We start from the raw sequence: 23,733 nt of genomic DNA on the forward strand, positions 1-23,733 counted from the left end.
TCACGACACGCGCACCGTTGTCGGGCCAGGGCCTTCGGCAATGGCAAAGCGTACCGGCAGAAAGCGCTCTATCACCGCGCAGTTGGTGCGCAGGTGCTGCGTCACCTCGCTGCAGGTAAAGGCGCAGGCCTTTCCGCCCTGCCACACGGCCAGCGCCAGTAGCAGCGCCAGTTGGTCGGCCAGGTGTGGGCCGACGGCTGCCTCGCTTTTCTGGAACGCGCGCAGCTCTTTCGCCAGTCCGCGCGCCACCTGCTCGGCGCTCAGCGACTTCTCGCCGAAGGCGGTGAAGACCTCGGTGACGTGTTCGTACGCCAGCGTGGCCAGCAGCGCATTGCCGGGGCCTTCGTTTTGCCGCGCCGTACCGACGCGCAACTGCTCGCCGGACCAGCCCATCGCGCCGCCCAGCGTGTCTAGCTCACGCGCCGCCACGTGGCGCGGCAGGCCGGGCGCCAGGCATTCCGCATGGCTCGACTGCAGCGCGCCGCGCGCCATCAGGTCGAAGGGCCGCAGCGCACCGGCCGCCGGCACGATGGCCGCTTCGACCTCGCCGCCGCCGGCGGGGTAGAACCCGCAGCGGCGCAGCGTCAGTTGCAGGTCGGCGCCCAGGCGGCGCAGCAGCGGCGCGAAGGCGTGCTCCAGGAAGTGGAAGGGCGGCGCCATCGGGTTGTGCGTGCCACCGCTCAGGTGCACGCGGCTGGGCGCGGCGGCCAGCAGCAGCGGCGGCAGCACCGTCTGCAGCACCAGCATGCAACTGCCCGCGCTGGCGATTGCAAAGTGGTAGTTGCCTGCGCGCACCGGGCCGGGCGTGAAGCGCAGCGACTGCGAGCCCAGCTCCGCGCCCTCGGCCTGCGCGCCGCTGATGTCAACAGCCGCGAGCACGCACGCCAGGTGCTGGCGCATCAGGCCCGGCTTGGGACGCCGGGCACGGATGTTGTCGATGGCCAGCGGCTGGCCCGTGGCCACCGACAGCGCCAGGGCCGTGCGCAGGATCTGGCCGCCGCCTTCGCCTTGCGAGCCGTCGAGTTCAAGCATGCGCGGCCCCCGTCTTTTCTTTCTCGAAGCGCAGCACCGTGTCGTAAAGAAACGCATCGAGGTCCGGGCCCTGGGCCTGCGGCAGCGGCGTCACCGGCTCGGCCGCATTGGCTGCCAGCTCGGCTTCGATGAAGGCGTGGATGCCGCTCCAGCGCGGGCTGGTCGCGGCTTCGCCGGCGCGCATCTTCACCTCCAGCAGGGCATTGATTTCGGCGATCAGCGCGGCGTCGCGCACCGCATCGAGCGTGCGCTGCGCCAGTTCGGCGAAGCGCATGGGCGGCACACCCGGCTGCGTGCGTATCCAGCGTGCGGCCAGCAGCGGGCGCAGCACGTAGAGGTACTTCTTGTAGCGCACCCGATCGGCCTGAAGATGCTCGCGAAAGTTCTTCTTCGCCATCGACGCGTAGTGATGCCAACCGCGCGCGTTGGAGAACACCGCCTCCGACAGCGCGCGAAAGCGCGGCATGGCCAGCGCATCGTCGCGGTACACCACGGGCGAGCGCAGCCATTCGAGCAGCGTCGGGTTCGACTCACGCATCAGGCCCAGCGCCTTGCGCAGGTCCCAGCCGTTGATGTCGAGGTCGCCGCTGATCGGCAGCTCGATCACATCGCGCTGCGGCGTCACCGTGAGGTGCCACGGCAGGCGGTTGACGTAGATGAAACGCACGTCGTAGTCGCTGTCGGGCGAAGCAAAGCCCCAGCCGCGGCTGCCGGATTCGCAGGCGAAGAGCACGGTGACGTCGTGCTGCGCTTCGATGGCGCGCAGGTTGTCCATGATCTCCGCGCGCATGGCGGGGGCGATGGGGTGAGCGGAGTGGAGGAATTCCTTCTGTTCTTCGTTTTGCATGATTCGAAATCTCGTTGTCGTTGCACGGCGTTGCTCGTTGCTTTTCATAGCTCGCTGCTCCACAGTCTCTTGTCCTGTTCGATGACATCCAGCATTCGTTGCGCACGATCCCGCGTCCATCCATCTTTGCGGGCCTCGCGCCGACCTCGATGGACGGCTGCTAGCCCTTCACACACACTACCTGCTTGAGCGTGTAAACCACCTCCACCAGGTCCTGCTGCGCCGCCATCACCGCATCGATGTCCTTGTAGGCCATCGGAATCTCGTCGATCACGTCGGCGTCCTTGCGGCATTCGACGCCTTCGGTCGCGGCGATCTGGTCGGCTACGGTGTAGAGCTTCTTCGCCTTGGTGCGGCTCATCTTGCGGCCGGCGCCGTGGCTGCAGCTCATGAAGCTCTCGGGGTTGCCCTTGCCGCGCACGATGTAGCTCTTGGCGCCCATGCTGCCGGGGATGATCCCGAGTTCGCCGGCCTTGGCGCTCACCGCGCCCTTGCGGGTCACGAGTACGTCTTCGCCAAAGTGCGTCTCGCGGCTCACGTAGTTGTGGTGGCAGTTCACCGCTTCTACGTGCGCCTCGAAGGGCTTGGTGATGACCTTGCGCGCGGCCGCGACCACGCGCTGCATCATCACTTCGCGGTTGGCGCGCGCGAACTTCTGGGCCCAGCCCACCGCACGCACGTAATCGCCGAAGTACTGGGCGCCTTCCTCGAAGTACGCCAGGTCCTGGTCGGGCAGGTTGCTCTGGTGCAGCTCTGCATCTTTCTTCGCGAGTTCGATGAAGTGCGTGCCGATGGCGTTGCCCACGCCGCGCGAACCCGAGTGCAGCATGAACCACACGGCGCCCGCTTCGTCCAGGCACACCTCGATGAAGTGGTTGCCCGTACCCAGCGTTCCCAGGTGCTTGTGGTTGTTGGTGTTCTTGATGCGCGGGTAGTCCTCGCAGATCAGGTCGAACTCTTCCACCAACTTGGCCCAGGCCGCGTCGGTTTCATCGGGCGGCGTTTCCCACGAGCCCTTGTCGCGGCCCATGCGCTTGGGGTTGCTTCCGTGCGGCACGGCCTTCTCGATCGCGGAACGCAGCGGGCCCAGGTTGTCGGGCAGGTCGCGGGCGTTGAGCGTGGTCTTGCAGGCCATCATTCCGCAGCCGATGTCCACGCCGACGGCGGCGGGAATGATGGCCTTGAAGGTCGGGATCACCGAGCCCACGGTCGCGCCGATGCCGTAGTGCACGTCGGGCATGGCCGCGATGTGCTTGAACACGATGGGCAGGCGCGCTGCGTTCTCGAGCTGCTTTTGCGCCTCGTCTTCCACGGGCACGCCGTTGGTCCACATCTTCACGGGGACGCCGTTGGCTACTGCGTGTACTTTGTAGTTCGTCATTTTTCTCTTTCTGTCTATCTTTCGCCCAATCCCTACTGCCAGGAAGCCCACGGCCACTTCTTGAATGCCGCGATGAGTCCTTCGTACGCGCGGAGCGGGAAATCGTGCTCCACCCAAAGCTCGCGGTACTTCGCAAGCCCCAATTCCACATAGATGCGCTCCAGAATCGCATGGATGTTGCGCACCAGGTCCACGCGCTGGAGGGTCCCGCGGTCGAGCACTTCGTAGTCGTCCATGGCGGTGATTCCCCAGCTGGCCCAATCGCGATAGCGGCGCAATTCGAAAGCCAGTTCGTCCTTCTCGCCCGTCACCACCAGGTGAACCTCGCCGGGTTCGTCCATGAAGACCGCAGAGGCGTGCTGTGCGCCCTTCACCAGGTCGAGCCCCATGCGGGCGAGGTCGCCCAGTGAATCGTGCAGGTAAGACACCGCGAAGGCCATGGGGCCGGCATCGGCACGAAAGCTCAATGTGGCCCAACCGGTGCCGCTCAGCACGTAGCCGATCCGTTTCTGGGGACGATCTTCTTCCAACATATCTTCTTTCTTCTGTTCAACGACAACGAAAAAAAGGTGACGAGGAGCGACGGGTTGTGAACTGAGCTATCTGCCGAAACAGACCGGGGATTGAATCCGGGACCTTCATGGCGCAGCCATGACGCTCTGACCTGTAAACCCGCCTGCATTCACCTCAAAACAAAAAAGCAGCGACAAAAATCGACGAAACAGTCGTGCTCTAGCCACTGAGCTACGGTCTTGCGACCGGCGGGATTCGAACCCGCGACCCCGAGCGTTGGAGGCTGTAGTTCCGCCAGCATTCGCTGCAAGAAAAGTGCGACAAGGATGACAAGACGTAGACCACGCCGGAGGTCCGGCGCCGGGATTCGAACCCTGGTCAATCCAAGATGTAGTCCTGCCTGCATTCGCACAAAAACCTTCATCCCCGTTCAGCGACAAACAGTCGGTGTGACTTCGGATTGGTGATGTAGTCACACCTGCATTCGCCGAACGACGACGTTCAATTTCTTCGGATCGGGCACCGCGGGCCAAGGCCCACGGCACCCTCTCTTCTTTCTCTCAGATCGAAGTCTCCTCGATCACACCCACCCAGTGGTCGGCGCCCAGGCCGCCCGCGGCATACACCGCCAGCAGCTTGAACACTTCGTCGCTGAAGCCGCCGATGTTCAGCACATCGTCACGCTCCTGCGCCTGGGTGGTCGCGTATGGCTGGATGTCAATGCAGACCATCCGGGCCTTCGGGTTGCGCTTCTTGAACGCCTCCCACTCCTGCATGGTCGCAGTACCGCGGCCACGTGCAGGGTCGGCCCACGATTCGTTGTCCGACACCAGCACCACCAGATCGGCTTGCGCCTTCTCGCGGTTCAGCAACGCCAGCGGCGCGCTGCACGAAGTACCGCCACCGCCCACCGCCGCCAGCTTGGCTGCGTTGGTCATCACCGAATCGCGCGGATTCAGCTGCAACGACACCACCTTCGTCTCGAAGGGCAGCACACGCGCATCCGCATTGCGGCGCAGCACAGCGGCAGCCACCAGCGCAGCCACGTCGATACAGCGCACCGCAGTGGTCGCCGAGCCGCGGTGGCCCGTCACGGGCGAGCTCATCGAGCCCGACACGTCGGGGCACACCACCACACGGCCCTCGAACTGCGGCACGTTGGCCAGCGCGAGTTCCATCGCGTCCTGCAGCGCTTCCTTCACCACGTGCGGCACCTCGGCGCCGGTTGCGGTGAAGGCCGCCATCAGCTGATACGGCAGCACACGCGCCTTGGCCACGGCCTGCGGGTCACGCAGCTTGGCGGCCACCGCCTCCGCGAGGCCCGGCAGTGCGAACACGCCATGGCGCGCAAAGGTGTTCAGGTTCTGACGCACCATCTGCCACGAACCGCGCTGCGCGATCTGTGCCCATGCCTGCGTATCCAGTTCCAGTGCGGTCAGCATCTGGAACGGCACATCAGGCACTTCGAGCGAACGGTCTTGCTTGAAGCGTTCGAACGCCTGCGTCAACGGAGGCAGCGCCTCCAGCGCATACGGGCGACCGATCAACCATGCAAACCACGCGGCGCGCCAGGCTTCGGCGGGCTTCGGGTGAACCATCTTCACCACGTCGGCCAGCGAAGGCGTGTTGCCCACCGAGGCGTTCAGCAGTTGCGCTTCGGTCGCTTCGAGCAGCCATTGCTGCACCAGCTTCTTCGGACGCGTACCGAGCGACTTGCGGCCCACGGCACCTGAACGCAGCATCTGCACGAAGTTGCGCAGCATCTTGCCGTTGTCCACCACGCGAGGGAAAACCTTGGCGAGCAGCGCCACGTCGCGCACAGCCAGAGTTGCGGCCAGCAGCGCGGGCATGTCCTTCATCTGGCCGGCGCGGCGGGCGTACACGGCCGTCTTGGCCACGAACACCGGATCGACCTCGCGGGCCAGAGCCAGCACGGCGTCGAGCTGGTCCTTCGCTTGTGCGTAGAAGGTGTTGTTCAGGCAACCGGTGGCTGCGAGCTGCGCCAGCTGGTGCTTGGGCGACAGCGCGTAGGCGGCACCGCCGGCTTCGTTGCGGGCTGCGGCTTGCGGCTGCAGTGCGCCGCGCAGGGTCTGGAAGAGTTGCAGGTTGGCCATTTGATTGCTCCTTGCGAGGTTCTTTTTGTTCAGTTGTTTTCTTGTGTGTGATCCTTATTGCAATGGGTGTGCCAGTGCTGGCCTGTTCGGCTTTGAATATTTCAAGTCCTTGATTTGGTTGAGATTTTTTTCACCTTAGACCTGATTGATCTCAAAAATCCCAGAAGACTTATCCAGTTTTCTTATAATTTTTGCTAGCTATCTAGCGAATAAATGAAAAAACCCATCGTCGTCATAGGCTTCCTCGGCACCCAGCTCGACGCCGGCCAGGGCGCTGGCCGCTGGAACAAGTGGCGCCCCACCGTCTCGCTCGCCCAGCACGAGGACATGGTCGTCTCGCGCATGGAGCTGCTCTACACGCTGCGCCACAAGGCGCTGGCGGAGCTGGTGAAGGCCGACATCGCCACCGTGTCGCCTGAGACCACCGTCAACCTCGTGCAATTCGACCTGGCCGACCCGTGGGACTTCGGCGAGGTCTACACGCGCCTGTATGACTGGGCGCGCGCCTACACCTTCGACACCGAGCGCGAGCAGTACTGGACGCACATCACCACCGGCACGCACGTGGCGCAGATCTGCATGTTTTTGCTGTCGGAGTCGCGCGTGGTGCCGGGCGTGCTCGCGCAGACCTCGCCCCCGAAGCGCCAGCGCGAGGGCGAGGCCGGCAAGTGCACGCTGATCGACCTTGATCTGTCGCGCTACGACGTGATCGCGCAGCGCTTCGGCGCGGAGCAGCGCGATGCGGTCGCCTTCCTCAAGAGCGGCATCGCCACGCGCAACGCGCGCTTCAATGCGCTGATCGACGAGATCGAGCGCGTGGCCGTGCGCTCGCGCGCGCCCATCCTGCTGGTGGGGCCGACGGGCGCGGGCAAGTCCTTCCTGGCGCGGCGCATGTTCGAGCTGAAGCAGGCGCGCCACCAGATGACGGGGCCCTTCGTCGAAGTGAACTGCGCGACCTTGCGTGGCGACGGCGCGGCCTCCACGCTGTTCGGGCACAAGAAGGGTTCTTTCACCGGCGCTGCGAGCGACCGCGCCGGGCTGCTGCGCACCGCGAACCAGGGCGCGCTGTTCCTCGACGAGATCGGTGAACTCGGGCCCGACGAACAGGCGATGCTGCTCAAGGCCATCGAGGAGAAGCGCTTCTTCCCGGTGGGTGCCGACAAGGAGGTGGAGAGCGACTTCCAGCTGATCGCCGGCACCAATCGCGACCTGCGCAGCGAGGTGGCGGAGGGGCGCTTCCGCGAAGACCTGTTCGCGCGCATCAACCTCTGGACCTATGACCTGCCCGGGCTTGCGCAGCGGCCCGAAGACATCGAGCCGAACGTCGACCATCTGCTGGCCCTTCACGCGGCCGAGAACCACCGCGTGGTGCGCTTCAACGCCGAGGCGCGTGCCGTCTACCTGCGCTTTGCGCAGAGCGCGGATGCCTTGTGGAGCGGCAATTTCCGCGATCTGGCGGCCAGCGTGACGCGGCTGGCAACGCTGGCCGACGGCGGTCGCATCGCCGTGGCGCTGGTGGATGCCGAAGTCGCGCGCCTGCGCTGGCTATGGCGGCGCCCGGCGCAGGCGGCGGGCAAGGGCGCCCCGGACCTGGCCAGGCTGCTGGGGCCCGAGCGTGACACCGCGCTGGACCTGTTCGATCGCCTGCAGTTGGAGGCCGTGCTGCGCGTCTGCCGCCGCTCGCGCAGCCTGTCCGATGCGGGGCGCCAGCTGTTCCAGGCCTCGCGCCTGGAGCGCAGCGTGGTGAATGATGCCGATCGCCTGCGCAAGTACCTCGCGAAGTTCGGTCTGTGCTGGGACGATCTACTGGGGTTCAGCGAGGAAAGTGCCTAAAGCCCAATGAAATTAAGGGGTTGTAGCTATCTTATTGATAGCTTTATGGCGATCTTCTCGGTAGCCAGACCCAGACGCGACATACAAAAAATACAATCACGCGCTTCCAGGCAGCAGCGCCACCGCTGGCGCCAGATCCGTACGCCGTGCCTGCCAGCACCGACCTCACCCCCGAAAGAGAGAATCCCGTGCGCATCGCGATACTCGAAGACGATCCCGACCACGCCGCCGCGCTGGTGAAGCCGCTGGAGCGGCTGGGGCATGTGTGCTTTGTGTGCGCGGACGGCCGGGACTTCGTGCGCGGCCTGCCGCGCGAGAGCTACGACATGTTCGTGCTGGACTGGCAGGTGCCGGGCCTGAGCGGGCCGGACGTGCTGGCCTGGATCCGCCGCCATCTGCCGCGCTCGATCCCGGTGCTGTTCGTCACCAGCCGCGACCAGGAAGAGGACATCGTCCAGGGCCTGGAGGCCGGTGCCGACGACTACATGGCCAAGCCGGTGCGCATGCATGAACTCATCGCCCGCGTTGGCGCGCTGCTGCGGCGCGCCTACCCGCCGCCTGAGCGCGATGCCGCGCCGGCCGTGGGCGCCTACACGTTCGACCTGCACCGCCGCGAGGTCCGCGTGGCCGGCGTGCCGGCGGTGCTCAAGCCCAAGGAGTACGCATTGGCCCTGTTCCTGTTCCGCAACATGGGGCGGCTGCTGTCGCACCAGCATCTGCTGGCCGAGGTCTGGGGTGCCGAAGGCATCGATTCCCGCACCGTCGCCACCCACATGTCCCAGCTGCGCCGCAAGCTGGCGCTGGGCCCGCAGCATGGCGTGCGCCTGGTGCCGGTCTACGGCTTGGGCTACCGCTTCGAGCAGGTGGCGGCCATGGAGGTGCAGCCATGAAGCGCCCGCCACTTCATCTGTTGCGCGGCGTTGCGGCCGCTGCGCTGGCGCTGGCTTTGCATGCGGGCGCGCAGACCGCGCCGGACGACGTGCAGCACACCGTGCAGCAGGGCGACACGCTGTCTTCGCTGGCGCAGCGCTACCTGGACGATGCGCGGCAGTGGCCGGCACTGGCCCAGGCCAACGGCAGCCCACGGCCGCGCCGGCTGCCGGTGGGCTCGGTGCTGCGCATTCCGGGCGAGTTGCTGCGCGCTACCGGCGGCAGCGCCCGGGTGCTGCACCTGTCCGGCACGGTGACCCAGGTCGATCCCGATGGCCGCGAGCGGCCGCTGGCGCTGGACGATGCGCTGGCGCAGGGCCAGCGCGTGCGCACCGCGCACAACGGCTTTGTCACGCTGGCGCTGGCCGATGGCTCGCAACTGCGGGTTGCGGGCGATTCCGACCTGCTGCTTGACCGGCTGCGGCCCGAGGTAGTGCGCCGCCGCGCGCAGACCCAGCTCGAGCTTCGCAGCGGCCGGGTGGAGTCGCGCGTGATGCCGCAGACGCCTGCGGGCAGCCGCTTCGAGGTGCGCACGCCGCTGATGGCCGCAGGCGTGCGCGGCACGCGCTTTGGCGTGTCGGTGACTGCTGCCGGCGGCGCCTCCGGCGATGTGGAAGAGGGCCTGGTCGAGGTGCAGGCGCGCGACGACGCGCAGGCCGGCAGCGCGGTGGCGGTGCGCCCTGGCGAAGGCACGGCCATGGCGGCGGGCGAGCGCGCGCCGTCCGCGCCCACGCCGCTGCTGGCCGGCCCCGATCTGGCCGGGTTGCCGGCGCTGCACCAGCGGCCGCTGCTGGATCTGCCGTTTCCCGCCGTGCCCGGCGCCGTGGCCTACCGTGGCTATGTCGCGCGCGACGCGGCGTTGGAGCAGGTCGAGGCCAACATGCTGGTGGCCACGCCACGGCTGCGCTTCGAAGGCCTGGACGACGGCGACTACCAGGTGGCCGTGCGCGCCATCGATGCGCGCGGCATAGAAGGCCCGGCCACGCAGCGCGCGGTGCGCCTGAAGGCGCGCCCGCTGCCGCCGGCCACCTTGCAGCCGCTGCAGGACGAAGAGCTGACCAGCGGCACCGTGCTGCTGCAGTGGGCTGAAAGCCCGGGCGCCAGCGGCTATGCATTGCAGGTGGCGCAAGACGCGCAGTTCCAGCAACTGGTGGCCGACCAGCCGGCACTGGCCAAGAGCGAGTTCGTTCTGCCAGACCTGGCCTCGGGCATCTACCACTGGCGCGTGCGCACCCGCGCGGCCGGCCGCGACGGCCAGCCCGATGCCGGGCCCTATGGCGATGTGCGCAGCTTCTCGGTGCGGCGGCCCGCCGCGTTGGCGCAACTGGTTTCCGTGCCGGGCGAAGGCCTGGTGCTGCGCTGGGACGGCGAGCCGGGCCAGCGCTTCCTGCTGCAGGTGGCGCGCGACGAGGCCTTTGCGGACATCGTGCTGTCGCGGCAGATCGAGGACCGGCAGGCGCGGCTGCCACTGGCATCCGGGCGCTACTGGGTGCGCTTCCAGGCAACGGATGCAGACGGCTTTGTGCGCCGCTTCAGCAGCCCGCAGCAGCTGCGCATAGAGCCCGCGCTGCGCAGCGAGGACGGCAATCTGCCACGCGCCTCGGACGGCAGTCGGATCTTGCTGGAGTGAGATGGAGCACCCCCAGGCTACGCGCTTCGCGTCTTCGCCAACCCCCTTGCAGGAGCCTGTCCTGAGCCCGTCGAAGGGGGCACATCCTGCGGCCCGGCGGAGCCGGTTCCGCGGATGTCTTGGCATGGCCTGCTCCGCGGCCTTTGGCGTGTTGCATGCGCCGCGGGTAGCGCGCAGCGCCTGAGAACGTATGGCAGCCTTCCAACGTAGCCGCCGCGTGCGCGCCGCCATCGTGCTGGCGGGCCTGGCCATGGCGGCTGTGCTGGGCTGGCAGGTGGGCCTGGGGCGGGCCGACCGCGCGCTGTATGACTTGTTCTCTGCCATCGCGCCGCCGGCGCCCAGCGACGAGGTGGTGATCGTCGCCATCGATGAGCGCAGCCTGGCCGAGGTCGGCCGCTGGCCCTGGCCGCGCGACGTGCATGCCGACCTGGTCGAGCGCATCTCCGCGCAGTCGCCGGCGGCCATCGGGCTGGACCTGCTGCTGTCCGAGCCCGACCCCGATCCCGCCGTGGACCGGCGCCTGGCCGCAGCCCTGCAGCGCAGCGGGCGCGTGGTGCTGCCGGTGTTCACCGTGCGCCTGCCCGGCGGCGTGGTGCAGCCCATGCTGCCGGTGGCGCCGCTGGCAGCCGCCGCGCGCGCGCTGGGCCATGTGTCGGTCGAGGCGGACGCCGATGGCGTGGTGCGCAGCGTGTTCCTGCGCGAGGGGCAGGGCGGCCGCTGGTGGGAGCACTTCTCGGTAGCCCTGCTGCAGGTGGCGGGGCGGCCACTGCCCACGCTGCTGCCGGGCCGGCGGGCGCCCCCGGCTGCGGCCAGCGATGGCGGGGATGCAGCCACCTGGCGGCGCGACCACTGGATGCACATCGCCTTTGCCGGCCCGGGCGGCAGCTACCGCACCGTGTCGGCCGCCGATGTGCTGCACGGCGATGTGCCCGATGGGCTGTTTCGCAACCGCGTGGTGCTGGTTGGCGCGGCCTCGTCCGGCCTGGGCGATGTCTATCCCACGCCGCTCACCGGCCATGCGCTGTACACGCCGGGTGTCGAGGTGTCGGCCAACATTGCCGGCGACCTGCTGGCCGGCAGCGGGCGCCTGGCGGCCCTGCCGTGGCAGAGCGCGCTGTTCAGCCTGGCGGCGCTGGTGTTGTTCGTGCCGGTGCTGTGGCGCTTCTCGCCGCGCCGCTCGTTGCTGCAGACCGCAGCGGTGGTGCCGCTGGTGCTGGCGGCCAGCGCCCTGGCGCTGTACCTGGGGCGGCTGTGGCTGCCGCCGGTGGCGGCGCTGGTGGTGATGGCGGGCATGTACCTGGTGTGGAACTGGCATCGGCTGGAGACGGCCACCAACTTCCTGGACGCCGAGGTGTCCCGGCTGCGCCAGGGCGACTTGCTGCTGCCCACCGCCGACGCTGATGCGCAGCAGGGCGTGCAGTACGGCGCGGCCCAGGGCGACCTGGTGGACCGGCGCGTGCGGGCGCTGGCGCGCGCCGCCCATGACCTGCGCGCGCTGCACCGCTTCGTGGCCGCTGTGCTCGACAGCCTGCCCGACATCGCGCTGGTGGCCGCAGAAGACGGGCAGATCCTGCTGGCCAACCAGGCGGCGGCCGGCTACTTCGGGCAGGACGCGGCGGCCTTGCGCGGGCAGGACCTGTCGGCGCTGCTGCGGCAGTTGCTGCCGCAGCCCGGCGCAGAGCTGCGCGATGCACAGGGCCGTATCCACTTGGCGCGTGCCGCGCAAGGCACCGAATGCCGCGATCAGCGCGGCGCCGAGTTTCTGCTCAAGGCCGGACCGGCGGCTGACTTTGGCGGCGCCGTGCGCACCTGGATCGTCAGCCTGGTGGACATCACGCAGCTGCGGCAGGCCGAGCGCAAGCGCGACGAGGCGCTGCAGTTCCTCTGGCACGACCTGCGCTCGCCGCAGGCGGCGGTGCTGGCATTGCTGGAGCTGCACGCCGCCGACCCGGCCGACCTGCCCGCCCCCGAGCTGCTGAGCCGCATCCGCCGCCAGGTGGAGCGTACCCACGCGCTGGCGGAAGGCTTTGTGCAACTGGCCCGCGCCGAGTCGGTGGCGCTGCAGCGCGAGCCGGTCGATCTGGCCGACGTGCTGCTCGATGCGGTGGACGACTGCTGGAGCCTGGCGCGCGCAGGCCAGATCGAGCTGCACAACGCGCTGCCCGAGGGCGCGGCGCTGGTGCAGGGCGACCGTGGCCTGCTGACGCGCGCGGCGGTCAACCTGGTGCACAACGCGGTGAAGTTCAGCCGCCCCGGCACGCGTGTGGACTGCAGCCTGCAGCGCAGCGCAGACCGCTGGTGCCTGGCGGTGCGCGACCAGGGGCCGGGCATGGCGCCGGCAGAGCGCGAGCGGCTGTTCGAGCGCTTTGCGCGCGGCAAAGAGCCGCGTGCCGAAGGCGTGGGCCTGGGCCTGGCCTTCACCCGCACCGTGGCAGAGCGCCATGGCGGCCAGTTGGTGCTCGACAGCACGCCCGGCGTGGGCAGTGAGTTCCGCATCCTGCTGCCGGCAGATTGCAAACAAAGCTGAACCGCTACCCGGGCCGGGCACGGCTTCTTTCTAGACTGGATTTCCAATCGAAAGAAGCCTCTTATGTCCGCCTCCCAGCCCTCGTCCGCGTCCGAAGAAAAAGCAGCAGCCCGGGGCCAGGACCGGGGCTTGCGAGAACTGCCGGGCCTGCTGCAGCTCTTGCTCATGCTGATGGCGGCGGCCTTCGCGCTGGGCCTGGGCGGTTGCGCCCACACTGAGGCACCGCTGGCGCAGGCCGATCACCTGGAGGAAGGGGTCGCCCGGCCGCTTCGCCTCTGATGCACCGCCTGAGCCTGCGCACCTCTTTGTGGAGCATCTTGCTGGCGGCCCTGCTGCCGGTGATGGCCATGGCCGTGCTGCTGGTCTGGCGCGCCGGCACCGACGCGCAGCAAGCCGCGCAGCAACGGCTGCAGGAAGCCAATCGCAGCGCCGCGCAACTGGTGGATGCCGAATGGGCGCTGCGCATCGGCGGCCTGCGCGCGCTGCTGCAACAGTGGCCGCCGCAGCAACAGGCGCCAGCCGCGCTGGCGGCCCGCCTGCGCGATGCGTCGGCTTATGTGGGCGCTCCCTTGCACATCGAATGGGTGGCGCCCGGCGCGGGTTCTCCACAGCCTGGCAGCGTTGCTGATTTGGCGGCGAGCGCAGCGCTGCGCGGCCATGCGGTCGTGTCCCGGCTGGTGGCGCCGGGCGCGGGCCAGTCGCTGTCGGTGGCCGTGCCCGGCATGGCAGCGCCTGATGGCCGCGTGCCGGTGCTGGTCGCCGTGTTCGAGCCGCACCGCCTGCTCAGCTCGCTGCAGCCGTTGCCGGCAGGGGCCAACTCCATGTTGTTCACCGCCGTGGTCGACGGCGCCGGCCATGTGGTGGCCCACACGCGCGGCGCAGAGGATGTGCCCGGTGCGCTTGCGCCGCATTGGGCGCTACTGCGCGAACAGGCGCAGCGGCAGGGAGCGGGGCAGGTGCAGACTTCGGAGCGCGGCGATGAAGTCCTGGCCTTCCAGCGCCTGGACGCGGCGCCCGGCTGGCTCGTGGTGTCTGGCAACACCGCCGCCAGTATCCACGGGCCGTGGCGGCAACTGCTGGCCGGCCTGGCCGTGGCCTGCGGCCTGACCCTGTGGCTGGGTGTGCGCCTCAGCCGTGCGTTGCTGGCGCCGATCCAGGCCCTGGCCGCGCAGGCCCGCAGCCTGGTCGAGGCCGATCGCGGGCAGCCGCTGCGGGGCCTGCCGCCGGTGTCTTCAGGCATCCGAGAGCTGCAGGTGCTGTGCGACAACCTGCACCATGCCGCCGCCGCGCTGGTGCACCGCATGCGCGCCGAGCGCGCCATCACCGAGGCCCTGCGCCTGAGCGAGCGCCGCCACCGCCTGCTGGCCAGTGCCGGCGCACTGGTGCTGTGGCGGCTGGACCCGAAGGGCGTCTTGGTCGAGGTCATGGGCTACCGCAAGCTCACCGGCCGCTCGCACCGCGACGCGCTGGGCACGGCGTGGCTGCGCCAGATCCACCGCGAGGACCGGCCGCAGGTGCTGCAGGCCTGCCGGCAGGCGCTGCGCCAGGGCGCGCTGGTGGACCTGGAGTTTCGCGTGCTGGCGGCGCAGGGCCTGGTGCGCTGGGTACGCGCGCGCGGCACCTGCATCCGCGACGAGCAGGAGCGCGTGCTGGAGTGGAACGGCGTGCTGGAAGACATCCACGAGCGCCGCATGGCGCAGGCCCAGGCCCTGCACATGGCGCACCACGACATGCTCACCGGCCTGCCCAACCGCGTGCTGTTCCACCAGCGGCTTGACCAACTGCTTGCCAGGGCCGCTCGCGGCCGGCCCGGCGCCCTGTTGCTGCTGGACCTTGACCGTTTCAAGCAGGTCAACGACAGCTGGGGCCACGCCGCCGGCGACGCCCTGCTGCGCCAGGCGGCGCAGCGCCTGCAGGCCCTGGTGCGCAGCGGCGATACGGTGGCCCGGCTCGGCGGCGACGAGTTCGCCATCCTGCTCGACGGCCTGGTCCAGCCGGCAGACGCCGAGCGCCTGGCCGAGCGCGTGGTGCGGCGCCTGGGCGAGCCCTATGCCCTGGGCGCGCACACGCTGCTCATCGGCGCCAGCGTAGGCATCACCAGCGTTCAGGCCGGCACCACCGCCCCGGAGCAACTGCTGCACGACGCCGACATCGCGCTCTACCGCGCCAAGGCGCTGGGGCGCGGCCGGTATTGCGTGCATGGGCAGGAACTGGTGACGCGCGCTGCCTAGCGGCGCTGCATGCAGCGCATCGTCAGCGCTTGCCCTGGCCTCTGGATCTGCCGTTTCATTGAGGAATGGTGATGTCGCGGTGACGAGCGGCACAAAAGGGGCGCCTCTCGTTGCTAAGCTGCAATGCTCATTGGGGAATTCAAGACAATAGAGGAGAAGAGTGTTGTTCAGAATGTCTTTTGCGGCACTGGCGGCCGCTGTGCTGGTGGCGGGATGTGGTGGCGGTGGCGGTGGCGACAGTGCTCTGCCGCAGCCTCCGGTCGTCGTGGCGCCGAGTGGGTCGCTGTCCTTGTTGGCCGGAGCGGTGGCGCGGACAGAATTCCCCGAGTGCGTGGTCGACGGCCAGGGTGCATCCGCGCGCTTCCAGAGCATCAGCGGGATCAGCACGGACAAAGCGGGCCATGTCTATGTAGCTGAACTGGCCAGATGCCACGCCCCCTTGGTGCCATTCGACACTGCGCCCAGCAGCGGTATCAATCTGGTGCGCAAGATTGATCCCACCGGCTTGGTCGCTACCAAAGCCACGGTGATCCGGTTTTCCAGCTTCGAGTCCATGACCGCGAGCGGAGCTTGGACGGGGCTGGGCGCGGCACAGGATGGGCGGGTCTTTGTGGCGCAGTATTCCGACGGGGCTGCCATCCTGGGACCAAGGCTGATCGGTGGTGTGTTTCGCGTTGATCCGGACGGCGCCGTCACATTCAAGGACCTTGGGGAGGTAGCACTCTCCGACGTCGCCATTGCTTCTGATGGCCGCGTGCAGACGACTAGCGGAACCGTGGACCCCGTCAGCCTTGAGCTGACAAGGCCGCCGAGGGCCGTTGACAGCCTTTCAGGCGCGCCGGTCGGGTTCAGCTCCATTGCCTTTGGCGCGGACGATGTGCTGTATGGCGCCAGCCGGACTGGGGTCTATCGCCAAAGTGCGCCGGGCGTGTTTACGCTGCTGGCCGGCCATTCGATACAGCGAGGCATGGTCGATGCGCAGGGGGGCGAGGCGCGCTTTGCCGACATCAAAGCGGGTAGCCTGGGCGTGGACAGCAAGGGCAATGTCTTCGTCGCCGACAACGGCCACCTGGTGCGCAAGATTACGCCCGACGGCAAGGTAAGCACCGTCGCGGGCCAGCCGGGTGAGGATTCCACGGTGGAACTGGGTGAGCTGCCCGGCAAGCTCACCGGGGTCTCGGGGCTGGCCGTGGGGCCGGACGACAGCATCTACCTGAACGCGCAAAGCGCCGTGCTGAAGCTGGCGCTGGAATAGCCCGCCCTCAACGCCCCCGCACCGGCACCCGGCTTGCCAGCGGCGGGCTTTGGTAGCCGGGCACGATGTGGCAGCCGCCTTCCGTGAACGTGGCGGTGTAGCGCTGGCACAGCGCGGCCACCTTCTCTGGCGTGGGTTTGTCGCCGTGGTCTATCCAGTCGAGCAGGGCGGTGAACAGGGCGGGGTACTCCGGGTCGCTGAGGTAGCTGTGCTCGGATTCGTCGGCGAAGGTTTGCACCAGCCGGTCGGCTGTGCCGGCCTGTTCGCGGATCGTGCGGTAGGCGCTTTCCAGTTCGACGAAGGCGGTGGGGTCGTGGATGGCGTGCAGGGTCAGCGTGGGCTGCGCCACGCGGCCGCTGGGCAGGCTGTCGGCGGCCAGCGCGGCAACGGCCTGCGGGTCGGCCGTGTAGCGCAGCACGCCGGCGTTCAGTGCCGTGTCGTCGGTCGAGCCCTGGTAGACCACGCCGGTGTTGCCAAAGGGGTTGCGGCCGTCCAGGCGCTGCTGCACCAGGTCGCGGAACAAGAAGGTGGCCCAGGCCAGGTGCGGCACCAGCGAGCGCTCGGGGATCTTCACCACGTCCAGGATGGTCTTCAGGTGCGCGGCCTGCGCCGGGCTGCGCTGCGCGGCGGGCAGGCCAACGCCGGTGCATTCGCGCACCCGCGCGGCCAGATCGTCGCGGCTCATCTTTTCGCCTGCGGGCAGGCCCATCCAGAGCGGGTACTGGGGCTCGTTCGGGCGTGGGTGGTTGCCGCAGACGTATTGGTAGACCACGCGCAGGTCGAGCCGGAATTCATAGGCATTGTTGCCACCGCCCAGCACACCGCTGGTGAGCAGCACACCGTCATAGGGGCTGGGCTTGCCGCCCGCCGGGCCGTACAGCTCGGCCGCCTTGGAGGCCACGCCGCCGCCATAGCTCTGGCCGTGCAGGATGGTGCGGCGCGGCGTGCCAAAGCGCGCCACAAAGAGCTGGCGCAGCCGCTCGGTGTCTTCGGCCGCCATGGTCACGCCGTAGCCGCCGCGCCGGTAGCTGGAGCCGGCCCAGGCATAGCCGGCGCGCACGGTGATGGCCCAGCGCTTCAGGTCGGCCTCGGCGCGGGCAGAGGTGGGCGCGCCCAGCTCGGGGCCGCCGTGGGCGTGCATCACCAGCACCTTGGGGCCTTGCTCGGCCCACTGGGCGGGCAGGGCAATCCAGTACCAGGCGCCGGCCTCGTCCTGGCCGTTGTAGCAACTGGCGTTGGCGGGGATCTCGGCAGGGCAGGCCGCGGGCTGGGGCGCGGCGTGGGCGGCGCCGCACAGGGCGAGGGCAGCAAGGAAGAAGAGGCGCATCGGGTGTCTCCGTTGTAGAGGGGCACGATAGGCCCCGTTGCCGAGGTACGTCAAATACAATGAAACGGCAGACTCGATACGAAAAAAATATGGAGATACGACACCTGCGTTACTTCCTGGCCGTCGCCGAGACCGGCCACATGACCCGTGCCGCCGAGCGGCTGGGCATGCAACAACCACCGCTGAGCCAGCAGATCAAGGCACTGGAGCAGTCGCTGGGCATGGCCTTGTTCCGGCGCCATCCGCGCGGCGTGGCGCTGACCGATGGCGGCCGGCGCCTGCAGGCCGAGGCGACGGCCCTGCTGCAGAGCTTCGAGGCGATGCAGCAGCGCATGGCGCGTTTTGCCCAGGGGCTGGACGGCCTGCTGATGGTGGGCTTCACCAGCTCTTCTGCCGCCCATGCCTTCATGCCCGATGCGCTGCGTGCCTACCGGCGCGACTACGCCAGCGTGGAGCTGAGCCTGCACGAGCACAACGCCGCCGAGCTGACCGAGGCCGTCGCCGCGGGCCGCCTGCATGCGGCCTTGCTGCGTGTGCCGGTGGCCCGGCCCGAGGGCGTGTTGTTCGAGACCCTGCTGCGCGAGCCCGTGGTGGCAGCGCTGCCGCGCGAGCACCCGCTGGCCGTGGCGCGCGCCCATGCGCCGGGCAAGCCGATCACGCTGGCCGAACTGTGCAGCGCCGGCCTGATCCTGGTGCGGCGCCCCGGGGCGCCGGGCCTCTACGGCAACCTGCTGGCGCTGTGCCAGGCGCGCGGCCTGCAGCCGCGCGTGGTGGCCGAGGTGGAACGCATGATGACCAACCTGAACCTGGTAGCCGCCGGTGTGGGCGTGTCCATCGTGCCGGCCTCGATGGCGGGGGCGCAGCGGCATGCGGTGGTCTACTGCCCGCTGGCCGATGGCGGGCGGCTCGATGCGCCGCTCACGCTGCTGTGGCGCCAAGACCAGGACAGTCTGCCCGCCGCCCACTTCGTAGCCCTGCTGCGCAGGATGGCAGCGCCGCCGCCGGTGGGCCAGGACATCGCCATCGCCAATCCGTGAGCCTGTGACCCAGCCGCTGCGCCGCATCGCCCACCTCGACATGGACGCCTTCTTTGCGTCTGTCGAGCTGCTGCGCTACCCGCAACTCAAAGGGCTGCCGGTGGTGATCGGCGGCGCGCGCCGCCGTAGCGAAACCCCCTGGGAAGTCGACGCCGGCCGCGCACCCGAAGACGTGCCGGTGGACGACTTCCCGCGCCTGCGCCAGTACGTTGGGCGCGGCGTGGCCACTACCGCCACCTATGCGGCGCGGCAGTTTGGCGTGGGCTCGGCCATGGGCTTGATGAAGGCCGCCAAGCTGTGCCCGCAGGCGATCCTGCTGCCGGTGGATTTCGAGCGGGTGCGCTACTTCTCGCGCAGCTTCAAGCAGCTCATCACCGAGATCGCACCGCAGATGGAGGACCGCGGCGTGGACGAGGTCTACATCGACTTCACCGACGTGCCCGGCGGCCAGCGCGAGGGTGGCCGCGTGCTGGCGCGGCTCATTCAAAAAAGCATCTTCACGGCCACCGGCCTGACCTGCTCGATAGGCGTGGCGCCCAACAAGCTGCTGGCCAAGATGGCGAGCGAATTCAACAAGCCCAATGGCATCTCCATCGTCCACGCCGAGGATTTGCAGACGCGCATCTGGCCGCTGCCGGCGCGCAAGGTCAACGGCATCGGCCCCAAGGCCGACGCCAAGCTGGAGCGCCACGGCATCCGCACCATCGGCGAGCTGGCCGCGCAAGAGCGCGACTGGCTGATCGCCACCTTCGGCAAGGCCAGCGGCGCCTGGATGCACGAGGTGGCCTGGGGCCGCGACGATCGCCCCGTGGTGACCGAGAGCGAGCCGGTCTCCATGAGCCGCGAGACCACCTTCGACCGCGACCTGCACGCGGTACGCGACCGCGCCGAGCTGGGCGCGATCTTCACCCGGCTGTGCGAGGCGGTGGCGGCCGATCTGCAGAAGAAGGGCTATGTCGGCAAGACCATAGGCATCAAGCTGCGCTACGACGACTTCAAGATCGCCACGCGCGACCAGACCATCGCCGTGCCCACGGCAGATGCCCGCACCATCCGCCAGATCGCCGGCCAGTGCCTCAAGCGCGTGCCGCTGGACAAGCGCCTGCGCCTGCTGGGCGTGCGGGTGGGCACGCTGCTGCGTACCGATGCCGCGCAGAAATTTGAAGAAAAAGTGGCTGTAGCCCAGGTGCAGACTGGGCTATTAGCTATCAATTCAGGAGTTGGTGGGGAGCGCAACGGCTCGCTTTTTTAAGGCGCTTACTCCGGCGGGCGCCGCAGCAGCACCGAGGCCGGCCCGATCTGCATCGGCCACTCCAGGTCGGCTGCCAGGCAGGCCAGGGCGTCGTGGTCTATCTGCAGCGGGCGGCGGTCTGGCTGGTGCTCTGCGCTGGCGGGCGGGTCTGCCGGCACGCTCTGCAGCAGAAGGCCATCGCCCTCGGCCTGCACGCTGACCTGGGCGGGCGCGGCGGCACTGTCCTGCAGGTAGGCGAGGGCGCCGATCAGCGCGTACAGCAGGCGCGCGGGCGCCAGCTCGGGCCAACCGGTGGGCGCAGCCGCGCCTTCGGACTGCAGCCGCAGGCCGTGCAGCTCCAGCGTGGGGCGCGCCAGCTCCAGCGCTGCGGGCCACAGCACGGCCGGGTCTGCGCGGCCGTGGCTTTCTACGTCCCAGTGGCTGAGCGCGCGTATGCCGGCGGCCAGTTGGCCCAGTTGCTCGTCGTTCTGGCCGATGCGCCTCTGGCACAGCTCGGCATCCAGTGGCTGGGCCGTGAGGTAGCGCTTGAGCACGGTGTTGCCCATGCGCGCCACTGACAGTGGCCCGGCCATGTCGTGGCGCAGCGCGGGCAGCACGCGCATCAGCAGCTCGTGCCGCACGCCGGCCGCGCGCCAGGCCTGCTCGGCCGTCATGCGGCCGCCGCCGCATCACCCAGGATGCGCTCCAGCCGCCCGAAATCGACCGGCTTCTGCAGGAAATGGTCGAACACTGACATCTCCTCGCGGCTGCCGCCGTCCAGCGTCAGTCCGGTGACGGCAATCATCAGCGGCGGCGCGCCGCGCGACAGCGGCCTCAGTTGGCGCGCCAGTGCGGTGCCGTGCATGTCGGGCAGGGTCAGGTCCAGCAGATAGACCTGGGCCGGCGCCTGGGCGGCATCGGCCAGCGCCTGCTGCGCGGTGTAGGCGCAGCGCACGTCATGGCCTTGCTGGGCCAGCAGCTCTTGAAACAGCTCGGCGGCTTCGCGGTTGTCGTCGACGATGAGGATGTTGAGTTGCACGGGAGCCTTCCTGAATCTCGGCAGAGGATGCGCCCCGGTGTTGCTGCTGCTGTCAGCCATCGCCGCAAACCTGGGTCGGCTACTGTCGCGCAGTGCGGGTATTGGCCGGCAGCGCTTGCGGGTGGCTGGTGCGCAGCGGGTTGATGTCCAGCCCGCCGCGCCGGGTGTAGCGGGCGTAGACGGCCAGCTTCAGCGGCCGGCAGCGCGTCCACAGGTCCATGAAGATGCGCTCCACGCACTGTTCGTGGAACTCGTTGTGGTTGCGAAAGCTCACCAGGTACTTCAGCAGCCCTTCCTGGTCGATCTGCGGGCCGCTGTAGCGGATCTGCACGCTGCCCCAGTCTGGCTGGCCGGTGACCAGGCAGTTGCTCTTGAGCAGGTTGCTGACCAGCACCTCGCTCACCGGCGCCTCGCCTTCGGTGGCGCGGAGCAGCTCGGGCGCGGGCGTGTACTGGGTGCATTCCACGTCGAGCCGATCCAGCAGCAGGCCATCCAGCTCATGCACCGGCTCGCGGTCGAACATCTCGGGCAGCAGCAGCTTCACGCCCACGCTGCCCGGCGTGTTTGAGCCGCGCCAGGCGGCTTCGCTGATGTCGGCGCGGATGCGTGCACGCACGGCGTCGGCATCGTCAAAGCGGGTGTTGTTGAAGCTGTTGAGGTAGAGCTTGAAGGACTTGCTCTCGACGATATTGGGCGTCTCGCAAGGCACGGTGATGTGGGCCAGCGCCACCTGCGGCTTGCCGCGCTGGTTGAGCCAGCTCAGCTCGAAGGCCGTCCACAAATCAGCGCCAAAGAAGGGCGGCGTGCCGTCCACGCCGATCTCTGCGCGCTTGCCGGCGCGTGGGATGGGGAACAGCAGGCTTGGGTCGTATTGATCCGCATAGGCCGAGGCCTTGCCGAGCTGGGATTGTTCGGGAGTGGTCATGCTATTAATAAAGTAGCTGTAAGCCTAGGTGTGGTAAGGGCTTAGGCCAATTTTTGTCAAAATTCTCAAGTGAATTCTCGTTCGCGCAGCCATTTGGTGGCGATCCACTTTTCGCCTGCGGTTACCGGCGCGCCGCCGTGCAGCGTGCGGGTCGACGGGTGCGGCCGCTCGTAGCTGAAGAACACCGCGTTGCCGCGCTTGGGTGCGACCTCCAGGTGCACGTCGGGGAAGGTGGTGCCGCCGCCGCGCTCGGGCTCGTTCAGGTAAACCAGCAGCGTGGCCACGCGCTGGCCGCCGCGCCGCAGGATGCTGGGCGTGCCGGGCTCGCCCGGGTCGAAGTAGTCGTAGTGCGGCTTGTACTCGGCTCCCGGGCGGTAGTGCAGCACCTGCAGGCCTTCGCCGTTTTCCACGGGCCAGTCCAGCAGCCGGGCGATGCGCGCCTCCAGCCGGGCCACCACGGGCGTTTCGCCGCGGCTGAAGAACATGCCGTCGCTGGTGCGGTCGGCGTTCAGCTCTTCGCCGCCGGTCTTGGTGGCGACGGTCAGCGAGCGCTTCATGCGCGGCTCGGCGTCGGCGATCAGGGCCGCACATTCCTCGTCCGACAGCAGGTTGCCAAAGACGACGATGCGTGGGTCGGCCATGGACTGCAGCACATGCACCTGGCGGTCGCCCACGTCGAGGTAGAGCGGCGAGTCGTGCAGCTCCGGCTGGGGCACGCGCGATGCGGGCGGCTGGCCCTGCGCCACGGCCTGCTGCTCGAGGTGGCCGCGCAGCGTGGTTTCCAGCGCCTGCACCGCCACGGCCTCTTGCCAGCCAGAGTCGATCATCGATTGCACGATCACCGGCGCGGCATAGCCGGCCTCGGCCTGCGCAATGATCCAGGCGCGCAGTTCGGGCGTGACGGGCTGCGTGGTGTGCGTGGTGGTGCGCTGGGCGGTGACAGTGGCGGTTGTCTGGCGCTGCATGGCAAATCCTCGGGCCAAAAAGGGTTGCGGGTCTTAATTCAGCTTGCGGCGGAACACCAGCCGGTCTGGCTCGGAGGCCGCAGCATCGAAGCGGTAGCCGCCCAGGTCGAAGGCTTGCAACTGGTGTGGCGTCACGGCACGGTGCTGGATGGCAAAGCGCGCCATCAGGCCGCGCGCGCGCTTGGCGTGGAAGCTGATGATGGCGTAGCGCCCATTCTTCCAGTCTTCAAAGACGCAGTCGATCACCCGGGCTTTGAGCAGCTTGCGGTCGACCGACTTGAAGTACTCCTGCGAGGCCAGGTTGATCACCACCGGCGTCTGGTCGGCCTGCAGCCGGGTATTGAGCAGCTCGGCAATCCGCGGGCGCCAGAAGTGGTACAGGTCGGCGCCGGCCTCGTTCGGCAGCCGCGTGCCCATCTCCAGCCGGTAGGGCTGCAGCCGGTCCAGCGGCCGCAGCACGCCATACAGGCCGCTCAGGATGTTGATATGGCTCTGCGCCCAGGCCAGGTCCTCGGCGGTGAGCGTCTTGGCGTCCAGGCCGTCATAGACATCGCCATTGAAGGCCAGCGCCGCCTGCCTGGAGTTGGCGGCTGTGGCCTTGGGCGACCAGGCGGCATAGCGCGCTACGTTGAGCGCGGCCAGCGCATCCGAGATCGACATCAGTTGCGCGACCTGCTGCGGCGATTGCTGGCGCAACAGCGCGATCAGCGCCTTGGTCTGGGCCGGAAACGGCGCCTCGGTGGCCGGCAGGCCGGCCGGCACGGGCGTGTCGTAGTCAAGCGATTTGGCGGGGGACAGCAGGAACAGCATTGGAGTTTTGCAACAGAAAGGGCAAGGGGCACGTCATTGTGCCGGCCAGAAAAAAGGCCCTGCCCGGCGTCTTGGCGACGCCTGCAGGGCCTTGCGCGGCAGGAGC

20 protein-coding genes are annotated in these 23,733 nt (G+C 68.6%); 9 read left to right on the forward strand and 11 right to left on the reverse strand.

What is annotated here, in order from left to right; genetic code table 11:
- The 5 genes from rtcA to AAFF27_07555 form a co-directional block, all read right to left on the reverse strand.
- Nucleotides 1–1,032, reverse strand: a complete 1,032-nt coding sequence (gene rtcA, locus AAFF27_07535) for an RNA 3'-terminal phosphate cyclase (protein XAH25033.1) — start codon at nt 1,030–1,032, stop codon at nt 1–3.
- Nucleotides 1,025–1,879, reverse strand: a complete 855-nt coding sequence (locus AAFF27_07540; protein XAH25034.1) for a nucleotidyltransferase domain-containing protein — start codon at nt 1,877–1,879, stop codon at nt 1,025–1,027. Before AAFF27_07540 ends, rtcA begins: the two co-directional genes overlap by 8 nt.
- Nucleotides 1,880–2,039: 160 nt before the next feature.
- Nucleotides 2,040–3,260, reverse strand: coding sequence for an RtcB family protein (locus tag AAFF27_07545; protein ID XAH25035.1), 1,221 nt, complete (start codon nt 3,258–3,260; stop codon nt 2,040–2,042).
- Between the two features lie 32 nt (nt 3,261–3,292).
- Nucleotides 3,293–3,793, reverse strand: a complete 501-nt coding sequence (locus AAFF27_07550) for a hypothetical protein (protein XAH25036.1) — start codon at nt 3,791–3,793, stop codon at nt 3,293–3,295.
- Between the two features lie 540 nt (nt 3,794–4,333).
- Complete coding sequence (locus tag AAFF27_07555) at nt 4,334–5,887, reverse strand: RNA-binding protein (protein XAH25037.1); 1,554 nt, start codon at nt 5,885–5,887, stop codon at nt 4,334–4,336.
- Between the two features lie 213 nt (nt 5,888–6,100).
- Here AAFF27_07555 and rtcR point away from each other — a divergent pair, with 213 nt between their 5' ends.
- The 7 genes from rtcR to AAFF27_07590 all read left to right on the forward strand — a co-directional run bounded on the left by rtcR (nt 6,101) and on the right by AAFF27_07590 (nt 16,293).
- Nucleotides 6,101–7,720: an RNA repair transcriptional activator RtcR gene (gene rtcR, locus AAFF27_07560; protein XAH25038.1), complete on the forward strand. Its 1,620-nt coding sequence runs from the start codon at nt 6,101–6,103 to the stop codon at nt 7,718–7,720.
- Nucleotides 7,721–7,908: 188 nt separating this feature from the next.
- Nucleotides 7,909–8,610: a response regulator transcription factor gene (locus AAFF27_07565; GenBank protein ID XAH25039.1), complete on the forward strand. Its 702-nt coding sequence runs from the start codon at nt 7,909–7,911 to the stop codon at nt 8,608–8,610.
- A complete protein-coding gene (locus AAFF27_07570; protein ID XAH25040.1) occupies nt 8,607–10,280 on the forward strand; it encodes a FecR domain-containing protein in 1,674 nt (557 codons plus the stop codon). Before AAFF27_07565 ends, AAFF27_07570 begins: the two co-directional genes overlap by 4 nt.
- A 190-nt stretch (nt 10,281–10,470) precedes the next feature.
- The gene (locus AAFF27_07575) at nt 10,471–12,807 is read left to right on the forward strand and encodes a CHASE2 domain-containing protein (protein XAH25041.1); all 2,337 of its coding nucleotides are present in this window, start codon (nt 10,471–10,473) and stop codon (nt 12,805–12,807) included.
- Between the two features lie 63 nt (nt 12,808–12,870).
- Nucleotides 12,871–13,086 (forward strand): hypothetical protein, encoded by a 216-nt coding sequence (locus tag AAFF27_07580; protein ID XAH25042.1) that lies wholly within the window; start codon nt 12,871–12,873, stop codon nt 13,084–13,086.
- Nucleotides 13,086–15,038 (forward strand): diguanylate cyclase, encoded by a 1,953-nt coding sequence (locus AAFF27_07585; GenBank protein ID XAH25043.1) that lies wholly within the window; start codon nt 13,086–13,088, stop codon nt 15,036–15,038. The genes AAFF27_07580 and AAFF27_07585 overlap by 1 nt, the downstream gene beginning before the upstream one ends.
- 163 nt (nt 15,039–15,201) lie before the next feature.
- Nucleotides 15,202–16,293, forward strand: a complete 1,092-nt coding sequence (locus tag AAFF27_07590; GenBank protein ID XAH25044.1) for a hypothetical protein — start codon at nt 15,202–15,204, stop codon at nt 16,291–16,293.
- 7 nt (nt 16,294–16,300) lie between these two features.
- Here the strand turns inward: AAFF27_07590 and AAFF27_07595 are convergent, their stop codons facing one another.
- Nucleotides 16,301–17,620 carry a hypothetical protein gene (locus tag AAFF27_07595; GenBank protein ID XAH25045.1) on the reverse strand — a complete coding sequence of 440 codons (1,320 nt, stop codon included), beginning with the start codon at nt 17,618–17,620 and terminating at the stop codon, nt 16,301–16,303.
- Between the two features lie 89 nt (nt 17,621–17,709).
- On the opposite strand from AAFF27_07595, the gene AAFF27_07600 reads away from it, so the two are divergent.
- The gene (locus AAFF27_07600) at nt 17,710–18,657 is read left to right on the forward strand and encodes a LysR family transcriptional regulator (protein ID XAH25046.1); all 948 of its coding nucleotides are present in this window, start codon (nt 17,710–17,712) and stop codon (nt 18,655–18,657) included.
- A gap of 40 nt (nt 18,658–18,697) precedes the next feature.
- Entirely contained in the window at nt 18,698–19,909 is a 1,212-nt protein-coding gene (locus AAFF27_07605; protein ID XAH26183.1) for a DNA polymerase IV, read from the forward strand.
- Nucleotides 19,910–19,914: 5 nt separating this feature from the next.
- On the opposite strand, the gene AAFF27_07610 is transcribed toward AAFF27_07605, so the two are convergent.
- The 5 genes from AAFF27_07610 to yaaA all read right to left on the reverse strand — a co-directional run bounded on the left by AAFF27_07610 (nt 19,915) and on the right by yaaA (nt 23,627).
- Nucleotides 19,915–20,562 (reverse strand): hypothetical protein, encoded by a 648-nt coding sequence (locus AAFF27_07610; protein ID XAH25047.1) that lies wholly within the window; start codon nt 20,560–20,562, stop codon nt 19,915–19,917.
- Nucleotides 20,559–20,927, reverse strand: coding sequence for a response regulator (locus AAFF27_07615; GenBank protein XAH25048.1), 369 nt, complete (start codon nt 20,925–20,927; stop codon nt 20,559–20,561). The genes AAFF27_07610 and AAFF27_07615 overlap by 4 nt, the downstream gene beginning before the upstream one ends.
- Nucleotides 20,928–21,006: 79 nt before the next feature.
- Nucleotides 21,007–21,852 carry an NADPH-dependent 7-cyano-7-deazaguanine reductase QueF gene (gene queF / locus AAFF27_07620; protein ID XAH25049.1) on the reverse strand — a complete coding sequence of 282 codons (846 nt, stop codon included), beginning with the start codon at nt 21,850–21,852 and terminating at the stop codon, nt 21,007–21,009.
- Nucleotides 21,853–21,917: 65 nt separating this feature from the next.
- Nucleotides 21,918–22,817 carry a 2OG-Fe(II) oxygenase gene (locus AAFF27_07625; protein XAH25050.1) on the reverse strand — a complete coding sequence of 300 codons (900 nt, stop codon included), beginning with the start codon at nt 22,815–22,817 and terminating at the stop codon, nt 21,918–21,920.
- Nucleotides 22,818–22,850: 33 nt separating this feature from the next.
- Complete coding sequence (yaaA, locus tag AAFF27_07630) at nt 22,851–23,627, reverse strand: peroxide stress protein YaaA (protein XAH25051.1); 777 nt, start codon at nt 23,625–23,627, stop codon at nt 22,851–22,853.
- Nucleotides 23,628–23,733 lie beyond the last annotated feature (106 nt).

The sequence above is a fragment of the Xylophilus sp. GW821-FHT01B05 genome, from assembly GCA_038961845.1.
Taxonomy (GTDB): Bacteria; Pseudomonadota; Gammaproteobacteria; order Burkholderiales; family Burkholderiaceae_C; genus Xylophilus.